The organism is Gluconobacter sp. Dm-44, from assembly GCF_018256175.1.
GTDB lineage: Bacteria > Pseudomonadota > Alphaproteobacteria > Acetobacterales > Acetobacteraceae > Gluconobacter > Gluconobacter cadivus.
Genome location: NZ_JAERLZ010000011.1, coordinates 35,997 through 62,755, shown reverse-complemented (window position 1 = coordinate 62,755; position 26,759 = coordinate 35,997). Strand labels below are relative to the sequence as shown.

Below are 26,759 nucleotides of genomic sequence, written 5' to 3'. Positions count from 1 at the left end.
TTACTCGTTCTCTTTTCCGAAGCCGGACTGGTTGTAGCCGCGCTGTGGCACGGTCACGTTGACCTTGTCGCCTTCGAGCACATCTGCGGGCGGATTGGCGATCACACGGTCGTTGGGGCCGATGCCAGCCTGAATTTCCGTTGCCGTATCGGCCATGCGTCCGACCGTCACGTTCTGGAAATGGACCGTGTTGTCGTCGCGGACCACGGCGAGTTGCATGCCCTTTTCCTGGAAGACCAGAGCACTCGTGGGAACTTCGTAGAGATGCGAGTTCTCGTTGTTCGCTTTGAGTTCCACCGAAGCGAAGGTGCCCGGCCACAGGACTTCGTTCGGATTGTCCATCTCGAACTCCGTGGTGGAGGTACGGGTGTTTGGATCATAGCCGCGCGCGGTCGTCAGGAAGTTCGCCGTGAACTTGCGATCCTTGAACTGCGGGACGGTAACTTCGGCTGTGATGTCCGGCTGAAGGACATACTGAAAGACTTCCGGTACGGAGACGAACAGACGCAGCTTGTGGACGTCAGCCACGGTGAAAAGCTCGGAGGCCGCGCCTGCGGCGTTGAGGTTGCCACCACCGTCATGGACGTAGTCGCCGACATTGATGTCACGCGAGGTCACGATACCATCGAAGGGGGCAACGATCGTTTTGAAGCGTTCGAGCGCCTCGAAGTGTGCAACGTTCCGCTCGGCGGCTTCGACCTGCGCTTTGGCAGACTGCTGGTCAGCCTGCGCGACGGAGACGGACTGTCCCGAGACGGACTGTGAGCGGCCCATGGCCTGCCAGCGCTGGAGCGTGACATTGGATAGGTTGTATTTTGCCATGATCGACGCGAGGTCGGCCTTAGCCTGTGCGTATTGTGCGTCCAGTGCCGGGGCATTGATCTCGGCCAGAACGTCGCCCTGCTTCACGCGGGCGCCGTAGTCCTTGTACCACATCTTCACGTAGCCCGAGACCTGCGGATAGATCGGTGCCTGATACCAGGCATCGATGTTGCCGGGCAGCGTCAGGGCGACCTTCTTGGGGGACTGGATCGGCTTGACGACGGCAACGTCGGGCAGAGCGTTTTCCTTCGTCTCTGCTGCAAGGGCCGCAGAGACATGGATACGGTCAACGACGATATAGCCGACATAGAGCGCGAGGAGGCACCCTCCCGCAGCGGCGATGAGTTTGGGGGAGGTAGCCATCAGGCGATTTCCTTCTGACGCGATGTGCGGTTGTGGAGGATTGCGTAGACGCAGGGAACAAAGAGGAGGGTCGAGATCGTTGCGACGATCAGGCCGCCGATTACGGCGCGGCCGAGGGGCGCATTGGTCGAGTTCGATGTCGCCATCGGGATCATGCCCACGACCATGGCCAGCGCGGTCATGATGACCGGGCGGATGCGGCCGTAACCGGCTTCGATAGCGGCTTTCAGCGCATCGCCGTGGATTTCGAGGCGTTCACGGGCAAAGGACACCACGAGGATCGAGTTCGCGGTTGCGGTTCCCATGCACATGATGGCGCCCGTCAGGGCCGGGACGGACAGGCGTGTCTGCGTGAGAAACAGAGCCCATGCGATGCCGCCGAGTGCGCCCGGAAGGGCTGTGATGATGATGAACGGATCTAGCCAGGACTGGAAGTTCACCACGATCAGCAGATAGATCAGGACGATCGAGATCGCGAGACCGATGATGAGCTGCTTGTAGGCGCTTGCCATCGTTGTGGCCTGACCGTGGATATCGACTTCGGCGGAGGTCGGCTTGTTATGATCGTCGTGGGCGACGACCTGACGCACCTTGTCCAGCACGGAGCCCATATCTGTGCCTTCGATGTTCACATAGATGTCGATTTCGGACATCGAGTTGTAGTGCGAGACTTCGCCCGGGGTGCCGGCTGCCACGACATTGGCAAGGGCGCCAAGAAGCTGGGTCTTGTCGTTGGGATCGCCGTCTCCCTTGTCGACCGGGATGGTCAGCAGGTCATTGAGATGGGTGAGCTGATCCTGTGACGTGTAGACGTTGAGCGGGAAGGTGACATTGTCGACCGGATCAAGCCAGAACTGCGGATCGACGACGCCGGAACCGGCAAGCGTCAACAGTTCGTTGGTTGCAAGATCGGCTTCCGTTACGCCGGTTGCCTGACTGAAGGTTCGGTTGCCATTCACCATCAGCGTTGGTGTGGACATCGTCTGCTGGATGTTTACGTCTGCCGTGCCCGGGATCTGGCGGATCAGCCCGATCAGGTGCTTGGCGTAGTTGTAGTTTTCCATGGCATCCGGGCCGGAAAGCTGGATGTCGATGGGGGCGGCGGAGCCGAAGTTCAGGATCTTGTTCGTCAGATCCGCAGGCTGGAAGGTGAAGACCGTTCCCGGGAAGCGCTTGGAGAGATCCTTGCGCAGGAGGGCACGGTAATCCCAGACCGGAGATTCAGCGTTTTTCAGGGCGATCGTCAGATCGCAATCCTGTGTCCCAATGGACGGGGTCGGGATGAAGGCCTGGTTATGCGGTCCTTCGGGAAGACCGCAGTTCGAGATGATGTTCTCGACCTTGCCCGGCAGAAGCTGGTTGATGCGATCGTCCACGAGGGCGGCGATACGGCCTGCGACTTCAATACGCGTTCCGAGCGGTGCGCGCATGTGCATCTGAAGGGCATCGGATTTTACTTCGGGGAAGAAGTCCCGTCCTGCGACGAAATACAGCCCCATGGATGCGATGGAGAGCACCATGAACACGCTGACAAAAGCACCACGGCGTGCCACGCAGCGTGTGAGGATCGTGTTGTATCCTTCACGGAAGCTGGTGAAGCGCGCTTCAAAGCCTTTCTGGAAGCGGCTGAAGAAGCCTGATGGCGGACGCTGGGTCGCATGCGGGTTCGGGATGTCGATCGCAGAGTCATGGATACCGTGCGGGTCTTCATCCGGGCCGGGTGCGCCGACGGGATGATGCACATGGCCGGCGAGAAGGTACTTCGCCATGGTCGGAACGAGGGTTCGCGACAGGATGAAAGACGCGATCATCGCGAACATGATGGCAAGGGCCATCGGCATGAAGAGGTAGCCTGCGACGCCATCGAGTTCGAACAACGGCAGCCAGACGATGCAGATGCAGGTCGTGGAGACGAAGGTCGCGATGACGATCTGGTTTGCCGCATCAATAATGGCGGTTTCGAGATCCTTGCCCATTTCAAGATGAACGTCGATGTTCTCGATCATCACCGTAGCATCGTCGACGAGAATACCGACCGCGAGTGCCAGACCGCCGAGCGTCATGACGTTGATCGACTGACCGGCCCATCCAAGGGCGATGATCGAGCACAGAATGGCCAGCGGAATTGAGGTCGCGATAATGACTGTCGAGCGCCAGGAACCGAGGAAGAGCAGAACCACGATCCCGGTCAGGAACGACGCGGTGATCATTTCCTGAACCACATCCTTTATCTGATCCTTCACCATGATGGAGGCGTCGGACAGGATGGAGATATGGACGTCAGGCGGCAGGATTGCTTTCAGGCGCGGAAGCAGGGCCTTGGTCGCCGCGACCACATCGAGTGTGGAGGCCGTGCCACCCTTCTGCGTGATCATCTCGACGCCCTGGCGACCTTTGACCAGCACGAGGTTCGTCTGGGGATGTCCGCCGCGATAGACCGACGCCACATCGCGCACATAGATGACCGCATTGCCAACGCGCTTGACCGGAATATTGGCGATATCGTCCATGGATTCCGGGGCGGCGTTGGTCTGGACCATCCAGTCCGTTGCGTCGATCTTCTGGTCACCTGCCGGCAGAACGATGTTCTGGGCGGTCAGGGCAGCCTGAACGTCTGCGGCGGAGAGGTGGTGGGCCTGAAGCTGCTTCTGGTCCAGGGAGACCATGACGAAGCTGTCCATGCCGCCGTAAGGATGGGCGACAATGGCGCCGGGAACCGTAGCAAGAAGCGGACGAACGCGAATGACACCGAGCTTGAAGAGATCGGATGGCGTCTGTTTGTCAGACGTCATCTGAAGCGCAATGACCGGAACCTGAGAGGGATTCAGGGCCACGATCATCGGTGCCGGCACTTTGGGCGGGAGCCCGAGCAGCACGGTCTGTGCGATGGCCGACACTTCGGCTTCGGCGGTGCCGACCGATGTTCCGGGCTGGAAATAGATATTGACGATCGAGCGACCGTAATAGGAGCTGGACTCCATGTGCTCGATGTTCTGAACGGTCGTGGTAACGGCCAGTTCGAAGTTATAGGTGATACGGCCTGCAAATTCCTGAGGCAGAAGCCCCGGATAGGTCCAGATTGCCGCGACTACCGGAACCTTGATGTTTGGAAAAACATCGGTCGGCGTCTTGAAGATCGACATCACGCCAAGCAGCACGATCATGATCGACAGGACGACAAAGGTGAGCGGTCGCCTTAGCGCGGTGACGACGATGGCATTCATTCAGCTCGGTTCCCAACAGATTTTGAGCAAGGAAGGGAAACCGGGACAATAGGTGGGATGAAATACAACGTCTTTTAAATCGTGGTTTATGGAGTTTTTTTTACTTTTCAAAATCCATTAAAATTTTTTTATGATTTGAAGGGAGGAATCAGTATTTACGAAAGACGGTACAGATCTCGTTACGTTTCGAAAACTCACGAGATGGTGATTTTTTCAAGGAATGCTATGTCTTTTTCGTGATGGAAGACCTTGCTGAAAGTCCTGTCGGAGACCGAATGATGACGCTGAATCCTTTTCCTGCGCTGAATGATCCTCAGGTTCTTGCGGACGTGACTGCGATGTCCGACCGCTATGAAAAGGCGCTGGGCGAGAATATCCTGCACGAACTGGACGCGCTTTTTTACGACGGCACAGAAACGGTTCGTTACGGTATTGGCGAGAACCTATACGGGTTTGAGGAAATTCAGGCCTTCCGCCTGGCGCGGACGGGAGGATCACCGCCGCGGGAGGTGCTGCGGCGTGTTATTACAACTGTGGGGCAGGATGTCGCGACGGTCGATCTGGAGTTCCGGCGCATCGGGGCTGAAAAGATCGGGCGTCAGAGCCAGACCTGGTTCCGTACGCCCGATGGATGGAAGATTATTGCCGCGCATGTGTCGCTGATGGGGTCAGGATCTTAAACCCGGCCGTTAGCTTCCGCTGGAGACGTATCCGGCAACAGCCCGGTGCCAGATCAGGACCATGACGCCCAGAAAGGCAAAGCCTGCAATCGGAGACAAGGCGCCGATCCATGTCGGCACGCCCAGCGGGTCGGGGTGGTTGAGGCTGAACAGGGCGGGATAGTAGCAGACTGCTGCGAGCGGCAGGACAAAAGTTATGAACCGCCGGAGCCAGCGTCCGAACATGGTCAGAGGATACTGTCCAGCCTCGACGCCGCCATAGGTCAGGACGTTCACGACTTCCAGCCCCTCGACCGTGATGAAGCACAGTGCGGCCTGTCCGATCAGGACGCCAAGGAACATGGCTGCACCGCCTGCGATGGCGAGCGGCAGAACCAGAACCGCGCTCCACTGGACATGAGGCGCAAGCCATAATCCCGCGATGAGAACGAACGCGCCCTGAAGAAAGCGCCCTATGGGGCGCAGGCGCAGTTCGTGGCCCAGAAGCAGAATCAGGGTTGAGCGTGGCCGCAGGAGCAGGCGATCAAAGCTGCCGGTGCGGACGTACTCGCCGCCAAAAACCTCGAAGCCGCGTCCCAGCGTTTCAGCCACGGCAAACGCCACGTTCACAAGGCCATAAAGAACAGCAACGGTGCCGATATCCCATCCTGCGATACTGCCGAAACGGCGGAAGAGGCTCCAGATGCCGAAGAAGCCGAGCAGGGTCGTGATGAAATTCCCGATGGCCTGAATGGCAAACGTGCCGGGGTAGCGGAGTTGTGCGACGATCGAAGCGCCCGCCATGCGGCGGTAGAGACCAAGGGCGCTGAGCGTGCGGGAGTGTGTCATGTCAGGCACCCTGCACCTCCAGTCGGTTGACCGTCTGGCGCATCCACAGACGTCCGAAAAGGGTCAGGGTGGCTAGCCAGAAAAGCTGAAGGCCCAACCCTGTGGCGACACCGCCCGGAATGGGCGTGCCCAGATAGATGCGGATGGGAATGTCGGTAATTCCAGCAAAAGGCTGTGCAAGCAGGAAGGGGCGGGCCCAGTCGGGATAGAGAGGCAGCGGCAGGAGCATTCCAGAAAGCAGTACGGCTAGCGGTGTGCCGACGGCGTAGCTGCCGAGCGGTGAGAGCGTGCGGGCCGTCAGGATATTCCACCACATGACGATGGTGGCCGAGAGCAGTGCGCCGAGTGTGATGGAGAGCAGCGACAGAGTGGCCGCAGCCAGATCCGCTGGTGGCGCGAGGCTCCATGCGCCGAGGCCGACCAGCATGGCCAGCGGACCCGCCACGCAGGCCAGCAGGATCGCACGGGGAACGGCATTGCCCAGCAGGCGCGCCAGACTGGCCGACAGCCACCAGTTCCACATATCGACCGGACGCAGCAGATCATAGACGATCGCGCCTGTTTTGGCGGCGTCTCCGATGGCGGGCAGGCAGCCCAGTGGCAGAAGCGTGAAGAGGGACTGCTGGATCCAGGTGTAGGTCATGGCCTGTCGCAGCGAGAGCGGTGCCTGAACGTCCGGGGCTGCGTGATAGACGGAGGCATAGGCCATTAATGTCACGGCACCGAACCACATCTGCGCCACTAATCCGGCCACGACCGCGATACGGTAGCGCAGGCCGATCTTCCATTGCAGCCCGAAGGCCGTGAGATAAGGGCGGAGCGTCATGCGGCGTGGTCCGCATAAAAGCGTGTGATGATCTCGTCGATTGAGGGGCGGCTGATCCTCAGATCGTCCAACCCTTGCAGTTGTCCCACATGGGCGACGAGGGCCGGGGCCGGAATCTGGCGCGGATCGAACGTGATTGTGAGGCTGTGTGGCGCGCGGGCGGTTTCGACTGCGCCTGCCGGGAGCGCCAGTTCGGGCGGTGTGCCGTGGAAATCCAGTTCGAGAATGCGTTCGGACAGGGTTGTCATGCGTAGATCCTCGAACGGGCTGTCCGCAAGGATACGGCCATGGCCGATGACGATCACGCGTTCGGCCAGCGCCTCGATATCATGCATGTCATGGGTGGTGAGCAGGACGGTCGTGCCCCGGTCCCGGCAGAGTTCATGGACAAATGCCCGGACGGCGAGTTTTGACGGTGCGTCAAGACCGATGGTGGGTTCATCAAGGATCAGGATGTCGGGGTCGTGGATCAGGGAAGCGGCGATTTCAGCGCGCATTCTCTGTCCAAGAGAAAGCTGGCGGACGGACTGGTCCATGATCCCGCCCAGATCGAGCGCATCGGCCAGACGGGCGCGGTTGCGGGCGAAGCGTTCTGGTTCGATGCCGTAAATATCCCGCAGGAGAGCCAGACCTTCACCAACCGACAGATCCCACCAGAGTTGGGTGCGTTGGCCGAAAACGACCCCGATCCGCGCGACATGGGCCACACGGTTTGTCCATGGCACCAACCCGTTGACCTGCACCTCTCCCGAGGTGGGACGCAGGATTCCGGATAGGATCTTGATGGCCGTCGATTTTCCCGCACCGTTCGGGCCGATGAAACCGGCGATCTGGCCCTTGGGGACGGAAAAGGAAATTCCGTCCAACGCCACGATCTCGCGCGTCTTCCCGCGCCAGCTTCCACCTTCGCGGACTGTATAGGTTTTCCGCAGGTTTTTGACGGTAATGGCATCTGGAGCGGGGAAGGGAGGCTGCATGAGGATTCCGGGATGGGAGGGGTAACGAAAACAAACGTGATCTTATTTCAGAAAATAAAGTCTTATTGTTTCAATTGTCTCACTGTTTTGTGCCTTCCTGCAACAAAGCTCTTTCTGTAAAGTGAATTTTACTTAAGGGTGCCGATCATGGCATCCCTGTCTTTCGCATTTTTTTTGGCTCTGTAAGGGGATGTCGGTTTGAGGCATGTGAGTAAATTCCTGACGTTGGTTTCTGCTGGTACGGCTTATCGTCGGTCCGGTTCTGCTCTGTCGTTCGCTTTTGCCTGCGGGTTGGGGGTGCTCACGATGGGGGCCGGTACTGCCGAGGCGCAGAGCAGCAAGAGCAAGGCCAGTTCGGAAGATCTGACGAATCCTGCCCCCATGGGGTCGGAGACGCAGCCGGTTCCTCCGCTGTCCACGACCATTCCGGGTTTCCTCCAGTCTCCATACGGACCGCCGTCCTTTGGTGCGCCTTACGGCACGACCCATATGTTCGGGACCTGGGGAGGGGTGCAGCCCTGGCTTCAGAAGCATGGCATCTATGTTGCGGTGGATGTGTATGAAAGTCTTATGGGCAACGTGACGGGCGGTCGTCACCAGACCGAGACCAATGCCGGACAGGTCGGTGTGACGGTTGATCTGGACTGGCACCAGATTTTGGGTGGCGACTGGTCGAAGGATCTGTGGCTGCATACGCTCATGGTGAACGGGCATGGCCGGAACCTGAGCGGTGATATCGGGGATAATGTCACGCAGGCCCAGCAGATCTATGGTGCGCGTGGCAATGTCGTGGCGCATCTCGTCTGGGCATACGGAGAAAAAGCGTGGTTCAACCGGAAGGTGGATCTGGCAGCGGGCTGGATCCCGACGGGCACGTTCTTCAATAATTCTCCCTGGCTTTGCAGCTTCGCGAACGTCTCCATGTGCGGCAATGTCACGCCGACCAAGTATCTCAATGGCGGCCGTGACTGGCCGTCGGGCAATATGGGCACGGTTCTGCGTCTGATGCCGAACCCGCATCTCTATCTGATGGGCGGTCTGTTTGCCGTGTCTCCGCATTCCTATAATGGCGGTATTTCCGGTTGGTCCTGGGCACAGAGCGGACTTGGAAAGCTCTCCACCGAGGTTGAACTGGGCTGGATTCCGGAGTTTGGCAAGGACAAGCTGATCGGCCATTATAAGGTCGGCGCCATGTACGACAATTCGCGCTATCACGATCTGTATGATGACGGATCCGGACAGGCATGGGTGCTGAGCGGACGTAGCCCGCGCTATCAGAGCGGTCAGACGTCTGTCTGGGTACTGATGGATCAGATGCTGATCCGGCATGGCGATGGGCCGATGAACGGCCTCATGCTGGCGGGATATTATTCCTATGCCTCGGGCCAGACCTCGGCGATGAACCATCATCTGGTTGGCTCTCTGCTTGATACCGGAAAGCTCTGGGGACGTCCGCTGGATACGTGGGGTATTGCGTATCAGTGGATGAACTTCAGCCGGGCTGCGACCCTTCAGCAGGAAGCATCGTTCGATAATGGTCTGCCGTTCCAGTCCACCAATTTCGGTGTCCCGCATGGCATTCAGTCCCATGAGAACATCTACGAGTTTTTCTACAGCTATCACATCATGAATGGTCTGACGCTTCAGCCGGACTTTCAGTATTTCAACCGTCTTGGCGGAACGACCCGTTACAAGGATGCCGCGGTTCTGGGGCTGGTGTTCAACGCCGCTCTCTGAGGGATTAGCTCCCTCTACGGAAGCGTGTTGAGAGGATGATGGCGGACACCGTCCTCTCTACACCTTCCATCTGGCCGATGTCGTCAATGGCACGGTTGATGCCCTCCGTCGTTGCGGCGCCGAGCAGGGCGATCAGATCCGAGGCGCCGCTGACTGCGTGTAATTCGCGGAGTTCGGGTAGCGTTTTCAGATCGCGCTCCACTTTCTGGCTGTGACGGGGCGTGATGACGATCGAGACATGTGCACGCAGCAGGTCGTCGTCAGTATTCTCCACAAGCGTATAGCCACGAATATGGCCCTGCCGCTCCAGACGTTCCATGCGTCCTTGGAGGGTCGTGCGTGAAATCCCCAGCCTGCGCGCCAGCGCAGCTGTCGGTGTGCGCGCATTGCGACGCAGGATGTCGAGCAGGGCCTGATCTAGTGAATCCGTCATTCTGCCAGTTATAACCGGCAATCTGCCGACGGAAACTGCATTTCATCGTCGGGATGCCGCTTGAGATCCGTCTGCCCTGATCGTGATGCTGTCATAACACTTCCGGAACAGGATATGATCATGAAGCAGGTTACGGTTGCAGGCGCGGGAAAGATCGGTTCAGCTATTGCGGAGCTGCTCCATCATGGAGGCTATGGCGTTACGCTGCTGGACTGTCATGCGGATCATCTTCAAGCGCTCGTCCTGCCGGAAGGCATCAAACGCAGGACGGTGGATATTGCGAAGGGGCTGGATGCCGAACTGCTAAATGGGCAGTTTGCGGTGCTCTCGGCACTCCCCTTTCATCTGACGCGGAATATTGCAAAAGCCGCCGCTACGGCAGGAACGCATTATCTCGACCTGACGGAAGACGTCGCCTCCACCAAAGATGTGAGGGCGCTGGCCGAAGGGGCATCGAGTGCATTTATCCCGCAATGTGGTCTGGCGCCGGGCTTTGTTTCCATTGCTGCACATGATCTGGCGCAGCATTTCGATGAGGTCGAGACAATCCGGCTTCGGGTCGGGGCGCTGCCGCGCTTTCCGTCCAACGCGCTGGGTTATAACCTGACTTGGAGCACGGAAGGTCTGATCAACGAATATATCGAGCCGTGCGAGGCGATCGTAGACGGGCGACGGGTTTTGGTTCCTGCTCTGGACGGGGTCGAGACGCTGGGTGTTGATGGCGTGACCTATGAAGCCTTCAATACGTCAGGTGGGCTCGGGTCTCTGTGCGAGACCTATGAAGGCAAGGTTCGGGAACTCAATTATCGCACCATGCGCTATCCGGGCCATCGGGATATCATGAAGGTTCTGCTGTCGGATCTGCGTCTGTCGGAGCGGCGGCATATTCTTCAGGATATTTTCACGCATGCCATTCCGGGGACTGCACAGGATCTGGTTGTGCTTTCCGTCATCGTGACAGGTCTGAAGAACGGGAAGCTGCAGCAGGAAACCGTGGCGCGTTCCATTGAGGCGCAAAATTTCATGGGAGGGTTCCGCACGGCGATCCAGCTCACAACGGCTGGGTCCATCTGTGCGGTTCTGGATCTGCTGGCGGAAGGAAAAATTCCGACGCAGGGTTTTGTGCGGCAGGAAGACATTCCGCTGGCCGATTATTTGGCCAACCGGTACGGGAAAATTTACCAATAGGATTGTATCAGGTCAGGATCTTCATCAGCGCCAGACTGGCGCTGACGAGGCCGGCCAGAGACAAGGCGACCGTGAGCATCAACGATCCGCTGGCCTTAAAGACGGAGCGGACATCAATGCTGAGTCCCAATGCGGCCATCGCCATAACGGTCAGGGTCGTGGCGAGGGTGTTGAGGACGGGAAGAAACGCTTCAGGGATTATATTGAAAGACCGGCAGGTTATCATCAGCAGAAATCCCGTGATGTACCACGGGATAAGCTGACGTGACGTCTGATGCGTTCCTGTCTGACGGTTTTTGCGGGTGTACAGAAGCGACAGGACAATGCACACGGGTCCCAGTGTCAGGACACGCATGAGCTTGACCAGTGTTCCGGTATGCAGGGCAGCAGCCCCGAATGGTGACGCTGCCGCCATGACCTGTGGGACGGCATAGACGGTCAGTCCGGCAACGCTGCCTTCCGCGATGTCGGACAGATGCAGGAATGGCAGAAGAAGTGGCAGACCCAGAACAATGGCAAGGCCACCCGCAGCAGTGAAGGCCAGAGTGGCACCAATATCTTCGTCACGAGCATGAATGACGGGTGCGACGGCCATGATGGCGGAGTTTCCGCAGATCGAATTGCCGCAGGCCACGAGGAGGGTCTGTGAACGGGGCAGGCCGGTGAGGCGTCCGATCAGGATTGTCAGGGCAAGGCTGAAAGCGACCATCCCGAAAACACAGACAAGAATTCCGGGACCTGCCGAGACAATTCCCCTTAGGCTGAATCCGGCTCCAAGAAGAACGATTGCCACATCCAGAAGGGATTTTGAACAGAACCTGATCCCTAGATCGAAAACGCGGCTTCGACTGGAGACCAGTCGGAGGCAGACCCCGATGACAAGGGCCAGATTGAGCATTTCAAGCCATGATTTCTGAAGGAATGCGCGTTCGATTTTCTCTGCTTCAAAAGCCAGCAGGGCCGTGACCGCACAAAGAGCAATGCCGGGAAATCTAGTGACCAAAATTTCGGGCAACCTGAGAGCGGGCCGGTTTCTGAAACAGGATATGTGCATGATGATCTCCCTTGCCGGAGACATCTAGGCTGAGGCTAATATATCATTCCAACGAATAACTTTTCTGATTCCAATCGGAAAATCAGATGATTTCTGTTAGAAAGACGGCATGACACTCGATCAGCTTCGTCTTTTCATCGCTGTCGCAGAACGCGAGCACGTCACAGCCGCAAGCCAAGCAATGAACGTGACCCAGTCTGCCGTTTCGGCTGCCATTGCGGCGCTGGAAGCGCGTTATGGGGTCAAGCTTTTCCATCGGGTTGGGCGGGGGATTGCTCTGACGGATGCAGGACGTTTGTTTCTGCCAGAAGCACGGGCGGTAGTGGCGCAGGCAACGGCCGCTGAGAATATTCTGAAGGATATCAGCGGTTTGAGACGGGGTACGCTGAAGGTTGTCGCCAGCCAGACCATTGCTGCGTACTGGCTGCCCGCGATCCTTGTCGCCTTCCGGAAGAGATATCCAGACATCAAGGTCGAGCTGGCGATCAGCAATTCGGAAGAAGCATCCCGAATGGTTCGGGAGGGTGAGGCCGAGGTCGGAATTGTGGAAGCCGTTGTCGATGATCCCGCATTGACGCAATGGCCGGTCGGTGAGGACCATATGATTCTCGTGCAGGCAAGTTCTCTGCTTCCCCCCCTGATCGATGCCGCTTGGTTACGTCAACAAAATTGGGTCATGCGAGAGGCGGGCTCCGGAACACGTGCAGCGCTGGAGCTCTATCTGGGAAGATATGATATTGGCATCGAAGATCTGAATATCAGTCTTGTTCTGCCTTCAAATGAGGGTGTGCAGACGGCCATAGAAGCGGAGGCCGGGATCGGCGCCTTGTCGTCTTTGGTCGTTGATCCGGCGTTGCGCGCAGGCACGTTGCATGCCGTACTTCAGGTCCCTGAAAGTCGTTTTTTCTATGGTCTGCGTCACAAGGAGCGTTATCAGAGTCCGGCTGCCACGGCCCTACTTGGTATGAGCGAATTTACCGCAGTTTCGCGGGGTGTGCAGACATGAAAAAAGCCGCCCGTAAAGGCGGCTTTCTGCACATCAGAATGTCCATCTGGGCAATCAGATTGCCTTGATGCTCACTGCTGAGGTCTTGCCGTTACGACCAGCTTCGAGCTCGTAAGAGACGTGCTGACCTTCGTTGAGGGTGTGCATTCCGGCGCGCTCGAGTTCAGAGATATGAACGAACGCGTCCTGTCCACCGTTGTCAGGCTGGATGAAGCCAAAGCCCTTGGTGGAGTTAAACCATTTTACGGTGCCTGTTGCCATAACGAGGCTCCTTTTTAACAATAGCAGTCGTGTACAAGATACACACGAAATCATAACACTTAAGGAGAAAGAATGGCGCAACACGCACCGAAAAACTCACTCAAGAGCACCTGCTGTATTGAGATAGGCGCCATATTTTTCAAAAATGCAAGAGAAAAAATTTTTTGAAGAAATTTAATTTGTAACATCGTTAAATATTAAATGGAGCATTTTTGCAGATTTATTTCTACGAAATTATGATTTTTGTTTTGGAATAAAATATCACTCCTCTGCAAGATTTCAGAATAGGGAAAAATAATTTATGAAAAATCAGAATTTAATTTCGACCGTAGGATGCTCAACATCGTTTCTGTAAAATGGGAGAATATGAATAGACAATGGCTTTTTAATGCCCTGTCTTTCGGGCAGAATTTTTTAAGCGTGCTTGCTTCGCGCCAGCTTTTGAAGCCTCTGGACATGGCTCGACGGTAAGGAAGAGATCGGCTGCCTTGTGCGGACATATAATCCGCACAAGGCACTACGATTTGATCAGAAAATCTGACGGAACAGAACATAGAGGATGCCTGCAATCGCCATTGCGGCCGGTAGGGTGGTGACCCATGCCAGAGCCATGGACCGCAGGGTGGCGACCTGAATGCCTGAACCGTTGGCGGCCATTGTTCCAGCCACGCCGCTCGACAGAATATGCGTCGTCGAGACGGGGAGGCCGTATCTTTCAGCCAGACCGATAGTTGTCATTGCTACGAGTTCAGCCGAAGCTCCTTCGGCATAGGTCATATGGGTTTTGCCAATCTTTTCGCCGACAGTCACCACAATCCGCTTCCATCCGACCATCGTTCCAAGACCCAGCGCAATGGCGACGGAGATCTTGACCCAGAGCGGAATAAAGCGCGTGCCGTGATAGAGTTCGGACTGGAAGGATTTCAGCGCATTCTTTTCCGTTGGCGTAAAATCTTTTGCTTCTCCCATGACGCGGATGGCGTCTGCGACCAGATACATGTCCGTACGGACGTTCGGCACGGCTGCAGCAGGGACGGCTTTCATGGAGCCATAAGTTTTGACCGAGGTGGAGATGTCGTTGCTGAGAACGGCCAGCGCGTCATAGGTCTGTGGAGAGGCAACAGACTTGGCGCGCAGGCCAGCGCCTACGATCTCACGGGCATTTGCTGCTGTGAGCGTGGTGGACGGGGATGGGGAGTGGCTCAGGAAGATTTTTTCGGCTTCTGCGGAAGACTGAAAGAACGCGGGCATGGCACTTTCCGGCATAGCCCGGTTCAGGGCATAGGCGGTGGGTGCTGCGCCAATCAGGATCAGCATGATCAAACCCATACCTTTCTGCCCGTCATTGCCGCCATGCGAAAATGAGACACCTGTGCAGGTAAAGATCAGGAGCGCGCGGATCCACAGAGGTGGCGGAGTATCGCCTTTAGGGGCCTGATACAGGGCTTTGTTGCGGATCAGCAGCTTCATGACGAGCAACAGAAGTCCGGCCATGACGAACCCGCAGATGGGGCTGAACAGCAGGGCGGAGAAAACTTTTTCAACCTGGCCCCAGTCGACACCCTGCGTCGCCGCCCCGGTCGGCGACATCAGTTGGTTGGCCAGGCCGACGCCCATGATTGACCCCACGAGGGCATGGGACGAACTATTGGGGATGCCGAATGCCCATGTCACGAGATTCCAGACGATGGCGGCGATCAGCAGGGCGAAAATCATGGCATAGCCCGCACCGCTTCCGGCCTGAAGGATCAACTCCACCGGAAGAAGTGTGACGATGCTGTAGGCGACTGCGCCGGTGGAGAGTGCAACACCGAGAAAATTCCAGAAGCCAGACCAGATGACGGCCACGAGAGGGGGCAGGCTTCGGGTGTAGATGACGGTTGCCACGGCGTTGGCTGTGTCATGAAAGCCGTTAACGAACTCGAACGCCAGAGCGATGATCAGCGCGATGCCGAGCATCACGAAAGTTCCGGTTGCCAGGGCTCCTTCGCCGACCGAATGCATATCTCTGAGAATACTGAATGCGGCAAAGCCTAACGCCCCGATCAGCACCGCAAAAAAGAGGACAACATGCAGAGGCTTGTTCCCTCCACTCATGTTGGGGCGCGAAGAAGACTGGATTTCCGCGCGGGAACCTATCGTCGTTTCAGACATCACCAATCCATGGGTTGTTTACCTTTTTGCAATCTATTGCACGCTCTATGACGATGCGACCATTGAAACATGACTGTTTTGCGACAGTCTGGGTAAATCAAAATTCTGCATGACTGTTATTGGTTTTGAATTTTATTTTGTAAGGATTTGGTTTTTATTTCCTGGTTAAGGGTGGAATATATTGAATAAAATTGAATTCTGAATAAGAAATCGTTTCGGATATCCGAAAGAAACCATAGGAGAGCTTCGACGTTTTCTATGCCGAAACGTATTTTCGAAGGGACGCTCACATGCGAAAATCCATCCTGCTTCTTCTGGCTCTTTCAGTCTCCTGCGTCACGCTGACGGCCTGCGAACATCATCGGACGTTTGGAGAGAAGGTGCGTGATACCGTTGATCCGCCCAAAGGACCAATCGAGCGGGCAGGGCGCTCTGTTGACCGCTCACTGGGCAACTGATCTTCACAACACCGCTGGGTAGTGAAACCTTTATTAAATTATGAAAGCAGGGGGTGAACTGATTCTGCGAAATGTTTAGGACTGGCCTGATATACCTTATTTATGGCGCGCAAACGCCTTCTGGTTTCAGGCAAAGATCTATATGTCCTCTCGCAGAACCTTTCTCAAATATGCCCTGTTCGGTGGGGCGGCCGCAGCGACAGAAGGGCTGCCAGCCGCCATCCGCCGTGCTTATGCCATCGCGCCTGATCCGGAAACGACATATTTGAATGCCGAGCATGTGGTGATCCTCATGCAGGAAAACCGCTCTTTCGATCATATGTTTGGTACGCTCGCCGGGGTTCGCGGCTTTAATGACAGGCGGGCTATCCGGCAGAAGAACGGCAATTCCGTTTTCGTACAGTCTGGGAAGGAGGGCGAGACCTATGCGCCCTGGCGTCTCAATATTCATGACACCAAAGTCACTTGGATGGGCTCGATCCCGCATTCCCGGGACAGTCAGGTCGATGCGTGGAATGGAGGGCATCATGACGACTGGATTGATGCCAAACGTCCCTACAAAAAGGACTATAAACAATATCCTCTGACGATGGGTTATTATACCCGCGAGGATCTGCCGTTTTATTATGCGCTGGCCGATGCTTTTACGGTGTGTGACCAGAATTACTGTGGGGCGATGACGAGCACGACCCCCAATCGTCTGATTTTCTGGACGGGAACCGTGCGTGACCAGCAGACCACGAACTCAAACGTGTATATGCGGAACCCGGAAATCCTTGAAGGCGGCATGACCTGGACGACTTTTCCGGAGCGTCTGGAAAAGATTGGTGTTTCCTGGAAATTCTATCAGAACGAACTTAGTCAGACGGGAGGGATGTCAGCGGCAGAGCGCTCCTGGCTGTCAAATTTCGGATGTAATGTTCTGGAGTGCTTCGACAACTTCAATGTCAGCTCCAATGCGGGATTTGGAGACTGGATTGACGAGCGGATTCAGGAATGTTCCGACCATATCAATCGGCTTGAAAAACTCGAGATGCTGGTGTCGGGTGAGCGTGGCGAGCAGCTTGTCGAAGCTAAGGCGCTGATGGAAGTTCTGCGTCGGCGTCAGAAATCCGCAAAGGGATATGAGGCTCTGACACCTGCGGAACGCGCGCTTTTCAACAAGGCGTTTGTGACGAACAGGGCTGATCCGGACTATCATTCTCTGGAGACGCTGGCTTTTGCAGATGATTCAGATTCAAAGGGGATGAAGGCGCCAAAGGGCGATGTGCTGCATCAGTTCCGCATGGATACGCGGACAGGCAATCTTCCTGCTATTTCGTGGCTCGCGGCACCGGAGCATTTCTCGGACCATCCGACATCGGCCTGGTACGGGGCTTGGTATGTGTCGGAAGTCATGAACATTCTGACCGAAAACCCCGATGTCTGGAAAAAGACCATTTTCATTCTGACCTATGATGAAAATGACGGGTATTTCGACCACTGCTGCTCTTACGCTGCTCCCGATCCCCAGCGCCCGGAAACGGGACGCTCTTCCGGGGCGATCGGACCGGACGGGCTGGAATATACGACAGCGGATGATGAAATGCGTCTTGGCGTTCCCGAGCGACTGGCCCGTAGTGGTCCGATCGGGCTCGGCTTCCGGGTGCCGATGGTGGTTGCGTCCCCTTGGAGCCGTGGCGGACGGGTTAATTCGCAGCTTTTCGACCACAGTTCGACATTGCAGTTTCTCGAACACTTTGTTGAACGGAAATTCGGAACGCCTGTTCGGGAGACAAATATTTCTCCCTGGCGTCGTGCAATCTGTGGCGATCTGACGTCCTGCTTTCAGTCCTCCGAAGAGGCTGCACCGTCCCTGAACTATCTGGACCGGAACACGCATCTGCGAGCGATTGAAGATGCGAAAAACCGTCCTTTGCCGGGTGGCTTTCGCTCTCTGTCCGCTTCCGAGACGGCAACGCTGAGGACACAGCCGGATCTGTTGCGGGAAACCGTTCGGCAGGAAGCAGGAACACGTCCAGCCTGCGCGCTGCCGTATGAGCTCTATTGTGACGGCGGCGTGGTTGCAGGAGAGGGGCGTGTCGGCTTGAAGCTCCGTGCAGGCCGAGGCGTTCATGGGGAACGGTCTGTGGGTGCGCCGTTCAATGTTTATGATTATCGCAATGACGGTCGGGACATGCAGGTGGGAACCTATGCCGTGGCGGCCGGTGATGACATGGACGTGGCACTTCCTGCCGTGGAGGGGCTATATGATGTGGCGGTTCATGCGCCCAATGGCTTCTATCGGGCCTATCGAGGGCATGTGGATCGTGTTCTGTTGCGCTCGGCATGTCGTTATCAAAGCGACGTAAAGGGTAAGGGGGCAACACTTCTTCTCTCGCTCAGCAATGACGGCAGAGTTCCGGTGACGATCCAGTATCGGACGGGAGATGCTGCGCCGTTGCAAACGGTTATTCTGAAATCCGGGGGGCATAAGGACATCAGGCTGGATCTGTCAGCCACGCATCAGTGGTATGACGTGACGCTGACCTCTCCGGACGATCCGGATTTCAAGCATGTTCTTGGCGGTCGGATGGAGACGGGACAACCTACGATCACAGATCCTGCTGCGGCGTTTTCCGCCTAAGCGTGTTCGACCGTCATGGTCGCGAGCGCTGTTCCCGCCAGGAGCAGAGCAGCGTTGCGACCATGATTTCCGGACCTGCGAGTAGGATCCATTCGATGATGTTCAGGATGATGAAATTGCTGGACGTGGCCTGAAGAACGAGGCTGGCGGTCAGACCGGCAGCGGCGCAGGATTTCAGAATATTCCGTTGAAGGTCTGTCAGGCTGTTGCGACACAGGATACGATTTCCGCGCACTGAGGCCGTAACGAGCACCAGCATTGCGCCCTGTCCGAGGAGCAGCGACATGATCTCGTTCATGCCGGGAGGACCGTTTTTTGCAGCGTGCGAAAGGCTGCGAAAGCGAATGACGCAGACAGGAGCGCGGCCGTTACACTGACGCCAGCCAGAACAGATGTGTGCCAGGGCAGGCTGAGAAGCGAGGTCAGAAGGCACGCAACAGCGTTGCCCCCCAGAAGCTCTGGCCATGTCCGTTCCGGACGGCGGGCGAGTGCGTACAGCAAGGTAAGGCCCCAGACGACGAAGAGGGTTGTCACTTCATATTCTGCCCGATGCAGCGTCGTGGGGCCGATAAGGCGGTTCGCGATAAAAAAGGATGCGAAAGCGAGAGGCGTACCGGCCAGCACACCCACATTCAGTCGGGCAACGATCCGGTGTCCGCGATGATGGGGACGACGCAGGCGTTTGATCGTCCAGAGATGCATGCCGCTGCCGATCAGGGCTGCAAGCGCAAGGCCGGACAGGAAGTAGAGCCAGCGTGTGAGGCCGGGGGCAAAGCGGGCGACATGCAGCCCGTACAGGAAGGTGTAGGCTTTGAGAACGGGGCGGTGTTCGATGTGTTGTCTGATGATGCGGCCAGAGGGGCCGTCGAATGTGATGATCTGTGAGGATGTGCTGACGGTATGATCGTTACCGGCGATCATGGTCACGAGAGAGGCCTGATCGGATGGATTGAACACATAGATCTGTTCCAGCCCGGCACCACCGAATTTGCTTTCGGCCTCACGCAGCATCGGCAAAAAAGGTGCGAGATGGGCGGGATGGCCCATAGCGGGACGGGAATAGAGAGCCGGATTCAATTCTGTATAAGAAGCCGTCAGATCATTGCGGTAGAGCGCCTGTGTGCTCCATGGGAGCAGCAGCGTTCCGAGCGTGACGGCACCGGTGAAGGAAATCATCAGGTGAAAGGGTAGGGCTGCGACACCGAGCAAATTGTGCATGTCCAGCCAGCTTCTCTGTCCGCGGGAAGGTCGGAAAGTGAAGAAATCCGCGAAAATGCGCCGGTGGATGATGACGCCGGTTATCAGCCCGACAACAAGTGCAAGGGCCGCGATTGCGGCGATCAGTCGGCCCAGAGGATAGGGAAGCTGAAGCTCGAAATGGAAGCGGTAGAAGAATTCTCCGCCGAGCGTATCCCGGATGCCGTCCGGGCTGCCAGTAATAGGGTCAAGGACGCGCTGGATGTAGTTTCCTCTCGCATTTGGCCATAGGGCCGTTGCAAAAGGCTGAAGCGCAGTCGCGCTGGCAACATACCATGCGCTGGCGGTAGGGGCGTTATGGCTCAACCAGTCCAGCGCGTGGGCGTTCACCACCATCGGATCGGGGGCAGTAACCGGTAACTCCGGTCTGGCCCAGAGATTGATATCCTGTCGGAACACGCTCAGGGCACCGGACAGCGCAATGGCGAACAGCACCCAGCCGGTTATAAGGCCCAGCGTGGTGTGGACGAGGGCCATGGAGGCACGGAAGGTGTTTTTCATGGATACCAGCCGCGGCTGAAGACGAAAGCGGCCAAGACAACAGTCAGAACACCTGCCACTGCTGCCAGCCGTCTAATATTTGCGACCCCGAAGGATGCGATGAAGACGACTGGCCATAACAACAGGCCAAGCAGGATCCCGGCCATGGCGTTATCCGCTCTGGAAAGGGGGAGCCAGAATGCGAGGCACACGCCTCCCAGCGCGGATATGATGTATCCGCCCGGAAGCGCTACGACAAAACGCAGGATCGTGTCGTAGCGCCGGGTGTGCCCGCTCAGCGCTTTACCAGCTAAAGCCAATATTGGCCTGCGCGTTGCGGCGCTCTCCGTAGTAGCAGAATTCCTGACCGTAAGAGGCATAGCTCAGGCAGTTGGCGATGAAGTTCTTGTCAAAGAGGTTGCGGACGCTCGCGCCGACGTTCCAGCCATGAAGGCTGTGCGACAGGTTGGAGAGGTCATAGCGCACTGACGCATCGAATACCGCATATTGTGGCACCCAGACACTCCCGTAAGACGCTTCACCACCATAAGATTTGTTGGAGTAGCGCATGCCGCCGCCGAAGCCGAGACCCTTTGCCGGGCCGGATGGCATCGTATAGAACGCGAACAGCGAGGCATTGCCTTTTCCGGACTGGATCAGGGGCTTTCCGGTTGAGTCATCGTGGACTTTCTGGATGCTGACAGCCGCGGTCAGCACGAGGTTGTGGAACGGTTCGGCATGGGCTTCAAACTCGAAACCATCCGAATGGACCAGTCCACTTTGGGCGCTGTAGCCCGTGCTGCCGATCCCAACGAGAACATTTGTCTGTTCAATATGGAAACCTGCGGCGGTAAGAAGCAGTGACGTGCCCGGAAGCTGGTATTTCAGACCGCCTTCAAGCTGTTTACCGACAGACGGACTGGCCTGATGTACGGTCTTTCCACCATCTGTTGATACATTCCCGGATTGGGGCTGGAAGGATGTCGAGTAGCTGATGTAAGGCGAGAGGCCAAAATCGAAGTGATACAGGCCAGACGCGCGCCATGTGATCTGGCTGGGGCTCTGGTTGGTGGTGGTGTGGTACATGTTGTCGGTCTGGTGAGAACGGTACCAGTCGTTACGCAGGCTCCCGGTCAGGATCAGACGCTTCCAGTGGATTTCGTCCTGACCATAAATACCGGCCTGATGGGAATCTGTGTTGTAGTTCACCCAGGGGTTCAGGGGAGCGATGGCCACCTGATAGTTCGGATGGAAAACATTCATGGACGGAGCGTCACCATAGAAGCCGACCTCGGAAGCGCTCTGCTGCATATAGTCGAAGCCGAACATCATCGTGTGGCGCAACGGCCCGGTCCGGACCTTGCCTTTGAACGCGCTGTCAAAAGTCAGATTATGCGTGTGTTCGTTTGTGGCAATGGCTGAGCGGGCCAGCATGTCGTCCTGCCCCGTAACGTAATAGCCGCTGTCATAGACGCTGCGATACTGGGTTTTGATATCGTCGTAGCGGCCGCGGGTGCTGAAGCTCCAGTCATCGTTGAAACGATGATTGAAGATATAGGTGATGGCGCCGTGGCGGCGATTGTATTTCTCGAACGATGTATCGCCGTCATAGAAATTGCGCGGCAGATAGCCGAAAGGCGCGCGTTTAAGCGAGCCGACCAGCGGAACGCCGCCGTAGGTGCCGTTTTCAGGGTCGTACTGATAATTGCCGAGGATCGTCAGCGTGGTCGGGCCATCGCCGCCGAACGTGAAGGACGGGCTGATGGAGAAGCGTCGGCTGCCGGTCCGGGCAAGCTGGCTGTGCTGGCCGTTGATAGTGCCGTCGAGGCGGTAGCGGACGAAACCGTTTTTCGTCACGAAACCGCCGACATCGGCATCCACGCGATACAGATCAAACATGCCGCCGGTTGCGTTGACGCTGCCATAGGAGCGTTGGTCCGTGGGCAGTTTGCTGGAGAGTGCGACGAGACCGCCGGGGCTGGATTGGCCGTACAGGGCTGATGCCGGGCCTTTGAGAATTTCGATGCGATCCAGACGTGACGTATCGGTCTGGGCGGTAGCGTAACCGGTCGGGCTGTCCTGAAGTTTCAGGCCATCAAGGAATGTCGGGGCCGAAAATCCGCGCAGGGCAAACTGGTCATAGCGCGTTCCGACGCCGCCGCCGCGGAGATCCGCCGTAATGCCCGCGGTATAACGGACGGCCTGATTGAGGTTCAGGACGTTACGGATATCCATTTCGTTGCGGGTGATAACCGTGACCGACTGGGCGGTTTCGACGAGCGGTGTGTCCGACTTGGTCGCGGAGGAGGCGATCGTTGAGGCGCGGCGGGCGCGGACCTTGAGCGTCTCAACCGTTTTGGCTTGTGTTCCGGCGGTATCGGTTTTCTTTGTCCCGGAACGCTGGGACTGTTCAGGCGTGACATTCTGGTCGGCTGCGAAGACTTCTCCACTCATGACGAGGGAGAGGGGTATCGCGTAAAAAATCCTGTTGCGGTGCATACCCGACCTCAAATGACTGTTCATGCTGGTGCGTGATCAGAGGCTGGTATCGCTATTGCGAGTTAGTTGCAAGTAGAGGTTTATAAAATAAGACCCTGAAAGATTTTATCATGGAAACGAAGTGTTACGGCCCTTGTGCAGAGGGGAAATCCGGGCAGTTTCCTGCTGCCCGGGCCAGAGGATTCACCAGACGGTAAATCCCGCATCCACGTTCACGATTGCGCCCGTCATGAGGCTTGCGGCATCCGAGGCGAGGAACTGCACGACCGAGGCGACTTCGTCGGGCTGGCCTACGCGCCCCATCGGCGTTCCGGCAATCCAGGCGTCGTAAAGTTCCGGCTTTTCCATACCGAAGCGCGTGAGAGTGGTTTCGATATAGGTGGGGGCGACGGCATTGGCGCGGACGCCGTGAGGCGCCCATTCTGCGGCCAGCGAGCGGATATACTGGTGAACACCTGCCTTGGATGCGTTGTAAGCAGCCTGCTGCTGCGGGCGGTTGACGATCAGGCCGGACATGGAGCCGATGGCGACGATCACACCTTTTTTCTGTTCAAGCATGATGCGGCCAGCGGCCTGACAGGAGCGGAACATGCCGTTGAGGTTGATGTCGACCTGTTTGAGCCACTGACCATCCGTCATGTCCTCGGCCTTGACCTCGGAAATGCAGATCCCCGCGCAGGCGACCAGAATGTCCAGACGGCCTTCTTTTTCATGTACGTTACGGACGGCGTTCTGCACGCTTTCCGTCTTTGTGACGTCCATTGCAACGCTGCTGACATCATAGCCCTGATCGCGAAGATCCCGGACGGCCTGCGCTGCGAGAGTTTCGTCGAGGTCCGCGATGACGACGCGGGCGCCAGCTTCGGCAAGGGCCGTGACGCAGGCCAGACCGATGTTCTGTGCACCACCAGTGACGATGGCGACACGGTTATCGAGGCGGAGTTTTTCCATGTACATTGTAAGTGATCCAGAAAATCAGGCTGCGAGAGGGTGGCGGTGACAGGCTTCGAAAGCCACACCGTCGGGAGCAAAAAGGTGACAGTTCCGTGGCGGCAGCGTCAGGCTGACGCGGGTGTCCACATCCGTGAGAACGGCGCCATCCGTCTGAACGACAATGATTTCGCCATCTGGCATACGGACATGAACGAGGGTGATGGCGCCGAGGCGTTCAATGACCTCCACGACGCCGCTATTGGGGCCTGAAGACGCCAGTTCGACATGTTCTGGGCGGATGCCGACCGTCACCTTTGTTCCGGGCAGGAGGCCCGGAGACGTGACGGGAACGTAGAGGCTCGATCCATCCCGGAGTTGCACGCTCGATCCTGCGGCATCTCCGCCCTGGAAAATGGCCGAGAAGAAGTTCATGGGCGGTGAGCCGATGAAGCGGGCCACGAACAGGTTACGGGGGTGATGGTACAGTTCGAGCGGGGAACCGATCTGTTCGACAATGCCTTTCTGCAGGACGACGATCTTGTCGGCCATGGTCATGGCTTCGACCTGATCATGCGTCACATAGATCGTAGTGGCGCCGAGCTTGCGATGCAGGGCTGAGAGTTCTACGCGCATCTGGCCGCGCAGGGCGGCGTCGAGGTTGGAGAGCGGTTCGTCGAACAGGAACACTTTCGGGTTACGGACAATGGCGCGTCCGATGGCGACGCGCTGGCGCTGACCGCCGGAGAGTTGTCCCGGCTTGTGGTTCAGATAGGGTTCAAGCTGAAGCGTACGGGCGACATGCTCGATTTTTGCGCGGCGCTCCGCTTCCGGCATGCCGGACAGCTTCAGACCGAACTCCATGTTTTTATAGACGTTCATATGCGGGTAGAGCGCATAGGACTGAAAAACCATCGCCAGACCGCGCTTGCCGGGTTCCACGTCGTTGACGCGCTGGCCGTCAATCAGCAGATCACCGGATGTGATGTCTTCCAGTCCTGCAATCATGCGCAGGAGCGTGGATTTTCCGCACCCTGACGGGCCGACGAAGACCACGAATTCGCGTTCTTCGATCGACAGGGAAATGCCCTTGATGATTTCTTCCGTAAGATACGTCTTGCGGAGGTTTTTGAGTTCGACAGTCGCCATGGGTCAGGCCCCGTTCGTGCAGAAAGAGTGAAGGGAGTGAGCCGGGATCAGAGTCACTTGACGGCTCCGAAGGTCAGGCCGCGGACGAGCTGTTTCTGGCTGATCCAGCCGAAAACGAGGATCGGGGCGACGGCAAGAGTGGAGGCTGCGGACAGTTTTCCGAAGAACAGCCCTTCCGGCGACGAGAAGGATGCGATGAAGGCTGTCAGCGGGGCTGCATGGGAGGATGTCAGGTTCAGGGACCAGAACGCCTCGTTCCAGCACAGGATGAGCGACAGGAGTGCTGTGGACGCAATGCCGGGCAGGGCAAGGGGCAGCAGCACCATCGTCATTTCCTGCCAGCGTGTGGCGCCGTCCATCCGGCCCGCTTCGAGAATGGGGGCCGGGACTTCGCGGAAGAACGTGTAGAGCATCCAAACGATAATCGGCAGGTTCGTGAGCATGTCCACGATTGCAAGGCCGGTGCAGGTGTCAAGCAGATGGGTGTTGCGAGCCAGAATATAGATCGGCACCAGAACGCCCACGGGGGGTAGCATCCGGGTCGAGAGCATCCAGAGCAAAGTCCCGCGGGTGCGCTTTGAAGGCATGAATGCCATCGAATAGGCAGCGGGAACAGCCAGCGCGATGGCGATGGCCGTCGCCCCGACCGAGACGATCACGGTATTCAGCGCGAAGTGCCAGTAATTGGCGCGTTCGAATACCTCGGCATAGCTGCTGAGCGTCGGCATAAAGAACAGCTTCGGCGGCGTGGAGATGGCCTGCACTTCGCTTTTGAAGCTTGTCAGGATCATCCAGAAAATCGGGAAGAACAGCCAGAGGGCTATTCCCCATCCAAGAATGGTCACGCCGATCCGGGTGCTGGTTTTTGTCTTGAGCGCCATGTCAGGCCTCCAGATTGCGGGCTACGGCGCGCACCAGAAAGATTGCAACGATATTGGCGATAACGATCGCGACCACGCCACCCGCTGAAGCACCGCCTACATCGAACTGAAGCAGGGCGCGGGAATAGATCAGGTAGGCCAGATTGGTGGAGGCTACGCCGGGGCCCCCCGCTGTGGTGACGGAAATTTCGGCGAAGATCGTTAGCAGATAGATCGTCTCAATCATGACCACGACGCTGATGGCGCGACCCAGATGCGGAAGGATAATGTAGCGGAACCGCGCGATCGTGCCTGCACCGTCCATCCGGGCGGCTTCACGTTGCTCGCCGTCCAGCGACTGCACGGCGGTGAGCAGGATCAGAACCGCGAAAGGAAGCCATTCCCAGGCGACGATCATCATCACCGTCATGAGTGGAAAGCGCGCCAGCCAGTCGATGGGCGTGAGGCCGACAGCCCGCATCATGGCGGAATAGACGCCGTAAATCGGATGGAGCATCAGGTTCTTCCACAACAATGCGGAGACCGTGGGCATGATGAAGAACGGCGAAATGACCATGATGCGGGCAATGCCCCGGCCGAAGAACTCCTGATCGTACAGAACGGCCAGCAGGGTTCCTCCGCCGATGCTGATCACCAGAACGCCCGCGACGAGCACGAGTGTGTTCAGCAGGGCGTGCAGGAAGTCAGGATCGGTCAGCAGGTACCAGTAATTGTCGATCCCCGCGAAGCCGTGCAGCGTGGGGTCGACGAGGTTATAGTTCTGTAGCGAGTACCACAGCGTCATGACGAGTGGGACGATCGACCAGACCAGAAGGATCAGAACGGACGGGGAGAGGAGCAGGAATCCTGTCCTCTTCGCGGTCTGTACTGTCGCCCCTGCGGGCGGGCTGTGTTCGAGAACGGCCTGCATGGTATCTTAACCTTGA

At 57.4% G+C, this 26,759-nt stretch carries 23 protein-coding genes; 6 read left to right on the top strand and 17 right to left on the bottom strand.

All coding sequences use genetic code 11. The features are described from left to right. Both JK213_RS12600 and JK213_RS12595 read right to left on the bottom strand, forming a co-directional pair. A complete protein-coding gene (locus JK213_RS12600; protein ID WP_194262881.1) occupies positions 1-1,185 on the bottom strand; it encodes an efflux RND transporter periplasmic adaptor subunit in 1,185 nt (394 codons plus the stop codon). Beyond that, positions 1,185-4,409, bottom strand: a complete 3,225-nt coding sequence (locus JK213_RS12595; protein WP_194262880.1) for an efflux RND transporter permease subunit — start codon at positions 4,407-4,409, stop codon at positions 1,185-1,187. The genes JK213_RS12600 and JK213_RS12595 overlap by 1 nt, the downstream gene beginning before the upstream one ends. Before the next feature lie 278 nt (positions 4,410-4,687). Here JK213_RS12595 and hpxZ point away from each other — a divergent pair, with 278 nt between their 5' ends. After that, complete coding sequence (hpxZ, locus tag JK213_RS12590) at positions 4,688-5,089, top strand: oxalurate catabolism protein HpxZ (RefSeq protein ID WP_194262920.1); 402 nt, start codon at positions 4,688-4,690, stop codon at positions 5,087-5,089. A 9-nt stretch (positions 5,090-5,098) separates the two neighbouring features. Here the strand turns inward: hpxZ and JK213_RS12585 are convergent, their stop codons facing one another. From JK213_RS12585 to JK213_RS12575, 3 genes are read right to left on the bottom strand one after another with little or no spacing between them, the layout of a single operon-like run. Further along, positions 5,099-5,917, bottom strand: a complete 819-nt coding sequence (locus tag JK213_RS12585; protein ID WP_194262879.1) for an ABC transporter permease — start codon at positions 5,915-5,917, stop codon at positions 5,099-5,101. 1 nt (position 5,918) lies between these two features. Next, the gene (locus JK213_RS12580) at positions 5,919-6,743 is read right to left on the bottom strand and encodes an ABC-2 family transporter protein (protein WP_194262878.1); all 825 of its coding nucleotides are present in this window, start codon (positions 6,741-6,743) and stop codon (positions 5,919-5,921) included. After that, positions 6,740-7,720 carry an ATP-binding cassette domain-containing protein gene (locus JK213_RS12575; protein WP_194262877.1) on the bottom strand — a complete coding sequence of 327 codons (981 nt, stop codon included), beginning with the start codon at positions 7,718-7,720 and terminating at the stop codon, positions 6,740-6,742. Before JK213_RS12575 ends, JK213_RS12580 begins: the two co-directional genes overlap by 4 nt. 207 nt (positions 7,721-7,927) lie before the next feature. Between JK213_RS12575 and JK213_RS12570 the strand changes: the two genes are divergently transcribed. Continuing rightward, on the top strand, positions 7,928-9,457 hold the full coding sequence (locus JK213_RS12570) for a carbohydrate porin (RefSeq protein ID WP_322783054.1): 1,530 nt from the start codon (positions 7,928-7,930) through the stop codon (positions 9,455-9,457). A 4-nt stretch (positions 9,458-9,461) separates the two neighbouring features. On the opposite strand, the gene JK213_RS12565 is transcribed toward JK213_RS12570, so the two are convergent. After that, the gene (locus JK213_RS12565) at positions 9,462-9,890 is read right to left on the bottom strand and encodes an Lrp/AsnC family transcriptional regulator (RefSeq protein ID WP_194262876.1); all 429 of its coding nucleotides are present in this window, start codon (positions 9,888-9,890) and stop codon (positions 9,462-9,464) included. 120 nt (positions 9,891-10,010) lie between these two features. Between JK213_RS12565 and JK213_RS12560 the strand changes: the two genes are divergently transcribed. Beyond that, positions 10,011-11,078: a saccharopine dehydrogenase family protein gene (locus JK213_RS12560; protein ID WP_194262875.1), complete on the top strand. Its 1,068-nt coding sequence runs from the start codon at positions 10,011-10,013 to the stop codon at positions 11,076-11,078. Positions 11,079-11,085: 7 nt separating this feature from the next. Here the strand turns inward: JK213_RS12560 and JK213_RS12555 are convergent, their stop codons facing one another. Beyond that, complete coding sequence (locus JK213_RS12555; protein WP_228125563.1) at positions 11,086-12,081, bottom strand: YeiH family protein; 996 nt, start codon at positions 12,079-12,081, stop codon at positions 11,086-11,088. A gap of 160 nt (positions 12,082-12,241) precedes the next feature. Here JK213_RS12555 and JK213_RS12550 point away from each other — a divergent pair, with 160 nt between their 5' ends. Then, a complete protein-coding gene (locus tag JK213_RS12550; RefSeq protein ID WP_194262873.1) occupies positions 12,242-13,138 on the top strand; it encodes a LysR substrate-binding domain-containing protein in 897 nt (298 codons plus the stop codon). Positions 13,139-13,192: 54 nt separating this feature from the next. On the opposite strand, the gene JK213_RS12545 is transcribed toward JK213_RS12550, so the two are convergent. Together JK213_RS12545 and JK213_RS12540 are read right to left on the bottom strand one after the other, a co-directional pair. Next, entirely contained in the window at positions 13,193-13,399 is a 207-nt protein-coding gene (locus tag JK213_RS12545; protein WP_062027513.1) for a cold-shock protein, read from the bottom strand. Positions 13,400-13,927: 528 nt separating this feature from the next. Next, positions 13,928-15,553, bottom strand: coding sequence for an inorganic phosphate transporter (locus tag JK213_RS12540; RefSeq protein ID WP_194262872.1), 1,626 nt, complete (start codon positions 15,551-15,553; stop codon positions 13,928-13,930). Between the two features lie 290 nt (positions 15,554-15,843). On the opposite strand from JK213_RS12540, the gene JK213_RS12535 reads away from it, so the two are divergent. Both JK213_RS12535 and JK213_RS12530 read left to right on the top strand, forming a co-directional pair. After that, the gene (locus JK213_RS12535; RefSeq protein WP_167386170.1) at positions 15,844-16,011 is read left to right on the top strand and encodes a hypothetical protein; all 168 of its coding nucleotides are present in this window, start codon (positions 15,844-15,846) and stop codon (positions 16,009-16,011) included. Positions 16,012-16,153: 142 nt separating this feature from the next. Continuing rightward, the gene (locus JK213_RS12530; RefSeq protein ID WP_194262871.1) at positions 16,154-18,637 is read left to right on the top strand and encodes a phosphocholine-specific phospholipase C; all 2,484 of its coding nucleotides are present in this window, start codon (positions 16,154-16,156) and stop codon (positions 18,635-18,637) included. A gap of 13 nt (positions 18,638-18,650) precedes the next feature. Here JK213_RS12530 and JK213_RS12525 read toward each other — a convergent pair whose 3' ends face one another. From JK213_RS12525 to JK213_RS12490, 8 genes are all read right to left on the bottom strand, one after another. Beyond that, positions 18,651-18,923, bottom strand: coding sequence for a hypothetical protein (locus JK213_RS12525; protein ID WP_194262870.1), 273 nt, complete (start codon positions 18,921-18,923; stop codon positions 18,651-18,653). 8 nt (positions 18,924-18,931) lie between these two features. Next, positions 18,932-20,395 carry a PepSY domain-containing protein gene (locus JK213_RS12520; RefSeq protein ID WP_194262869.1) on the bottom strand — a complete coding sequence of 488 codons (1,464 nt, stop codon included), beginning with the start codon at positions 20,393-20,395 and terminating at the stop codon, positions 18,932-18,934. After that, positions 20,392-20,694, bottom strand: a complete 303-nt coding sequence (locus tag JK213_RS12515; RefSeq protein WP_194262868.1) for a hypothetical protein — start codon at positions 20,692-20,694, stop codon at positions 20,392-20,394. The genes JK213_RS12520 and JK213_RS12515 overlap by 4 nt, the downstream gene beginning before the upstream one ends. Then, the gene (locus JK213_RS12510) at positions 20,678-22,873 is read right to left on the bottom strand and encodes a TonB-dependent siderophore receptor (protein ID WP_194262867.1); all 2,196 of its coding nucleotides are present in this window, start codon (positions 22,871-22,873) and stop codon (positions 20,678-20,680) included. The genes JK213_RS12515 and JK213_RS12510 overlap by 17 nt, the downstream gene beginning before the upstream one ends. Before the next feature lie 183 nt (positions 22,874-23,056). Next, on the bottom strand, positions 23,057-23,830 hold the full coding sequence (locus JK213_RS12505; RefSeq protein ID WP_194262866.1) for an SDR family NAD(P)-dependent oxidoreductase: 774 nt from the start codon (positions 23,828-23,830) through the stop codon (positions 23,057-23,059). An 18-nt stretch (positions 23,831-23,848) separates the two neighbouring features. Continuing rightward, positions 23,849-24,952 (bottom strand): ABC transporter ATP-binding protein, encoded by a 1,104-nt coding sequence (locus JK213_RS12500; protein ID WP_194262865.1) that lies wholly within the window; start codon positions 24,950-24,952, stop codon positions 23,849-23,851. 53 nt (positions 24,953-25,005) lie between these two features. Then, a complete protein-coding gene (locus tag JK213_RS12495; RefSeq protein WP_086649562.1) occupies positions 25,006-25,833 on the bottom strand; it encodes a carbohydrate ABC transporter permease in 828 nt (275 codons plus the stop codon). 1 nt (position 25,834) lies between these two features. Then, positions 25,835-26,743, bottom strand: coding sequence for a carbohydrate ABC transporter permease (locus JK213_RS12490; RefSeq protein WP_194262864.1), 909 nt, complete (start codon positions 26,741-26,743; stop codon positions 25,835-25,837). Positions 26,744-26,759: the final 16 nt, after the last annotated feature.

What these genes read in the sequence shown, in the direction of transcription:
- JK213_RS12545 (WP_062027513.1), bottom strand. Translation starts at nt 13,399, where the DNA reads ATGGCAACAGGCACCGTAAAATGGTTTAACTCCACCAAGGGCTTTGGC.
- JK213_RS12580 (WP_194262878.1), bottom strand. Translation starts at nt 6,743, where the DNA reads ATGACGCTCCGCCCTTATCTCACGGCCTTCGGGCTGCAATGGAAGATC.
- JK213_RS12490 (WP_194262864.1), bottom strand. Translation starts at nt 26,743, where the DNA reads ATGCAGGCCGTTCTCGAACACAGCCCGCCCGCAGGGGCGACAGTACAG.
- JK213_RS12560 (WP_194262875.1), top strand. Translation starts at nt 10,011, where the DNA reads ATGAAGCAGGTTACGGTTGCAGGCGCGGGAAAGATCGGTTCAGCTATT.
- hpxZ (WP_194262920.1), top strand. Translation starts at nt 4,688, where the DNA reads ATGACGCTGAATCCTTTTCCTGCGCTGAATGATCCTCAGGTTCTTGCG.
- JK213_RS12520 (WP_194262869.1), bottom strand. Translation starts at nt 20,395, where the DNA reads ATGAAAAACACCTTCCGTGCCTCCATGGCCCTCGTCCACACCACGCTG.
- JK213_RS12530 (WP_194262871.1), top strand. Translation starts at nt 16,154, where the DNA reads ATGTCCTCTCGCAGAACCTTTCTCAAATATGCCCTGTTCGGTGGGGCG.
- JK213_RS12585 (WP_194262879.1), bottom strand. Translation starts at nt 5,917, where the DNA reads ATGACACACTCCCGCACGCTCAGCGCCCTTGGTCTCTACCGCCGCATG.
- JK213_RS12540 (WP_194262872.1), bottom strand. Translation starts at nt 15,553, where the DNA reads ATGTCTGAAACGACGATAGGTTCCCGCGCGGAAATCCAGTCTTCTTCG.
- JK213_RS12500 (WP_194262865.1), bottom strand. Translation starts at nt 24,952, where the DNA reads ATGGCGACTGTCGAACTCAAAAACCTCCGCAAGACGTATCTTACGGAA.
- JK213_RS12550 (WP_194262873.1), top strand. Translation starts at nt 12,242, where the DNA reads ATGACACTCGATCAGCTTCGTCTTTTCATCGCTGTCGCAGAACGCGAG.
- JK213_RS12510 (WP_194262867.1), bottom strand. Translation starts at nt 22,873, where the DNA reads ATGCACCGCAACAGGATTTTTTACGCGATACCCCTCTCCCTCGTCATG.
- JK213_RS12535 (WP_167386170.1), top strand. Translation starts at nt 15,844, where the DNA reads ATGCGAAAATCCATCCTGCTTCTTCTGGCTCTTTCAGTCTCCTGCGTC.
- JK213_RS12600 (WP_194262881.1), bottom strand. Translation starts at nt 1,185, where the DNA reads ATGGCTACCTCCCCCAAACTCATCGCCGCTGCGGGAGGGTGCCTCCTC.
- JK213_RS12595 (WP_194262880.1), bottom strand. Translation starts at nt 4,409, where the DNA reads ATGAATGCCATCGTCGTCACCGCGCTAAGGCGACCGCTCACCTTTGTC.
- JK213_RS12575 (WP_194262877.1), bottom strand. Translation starts at nt 7,720, where the DNA reads ATGCAGCCTCCCTTCCCCGCTCCAGATGCCATTACCGTCAAAAACCTG.
- JK213_RS12495 (WP_086649562.1), bottom strand. Translation starts at nt 25,833, where the DNA reads ATGGCGCTCAAGACAAAAACCAGCACCCGGATCGGCGTGACCATTCTT.
- JK213_RS12505 (WP_194262866.1), bottom strand. Translation starts at nt 23,830, where the DNA reads ATGTACATGGAAAAACTCCGCCTCGATAACCGTGTCGCCATCGTCACT.
- JK213_RS12565 (WP_194262876.1), bottom strand. Translation starts at nt 9,890, where the DNA reads ATGACGGATTCACTAGATCAGGCCCTGCTCGACATCCTGCGTCGCAAT.
- JK213_RS12525 (WP_194262870.1), bottom strand. Translation starts at nt 18,923, where the DNA reads ATGTCGCTGCTCCTCGGACAGGGCGCAATGCTGGTGCTCGTTACGGCC.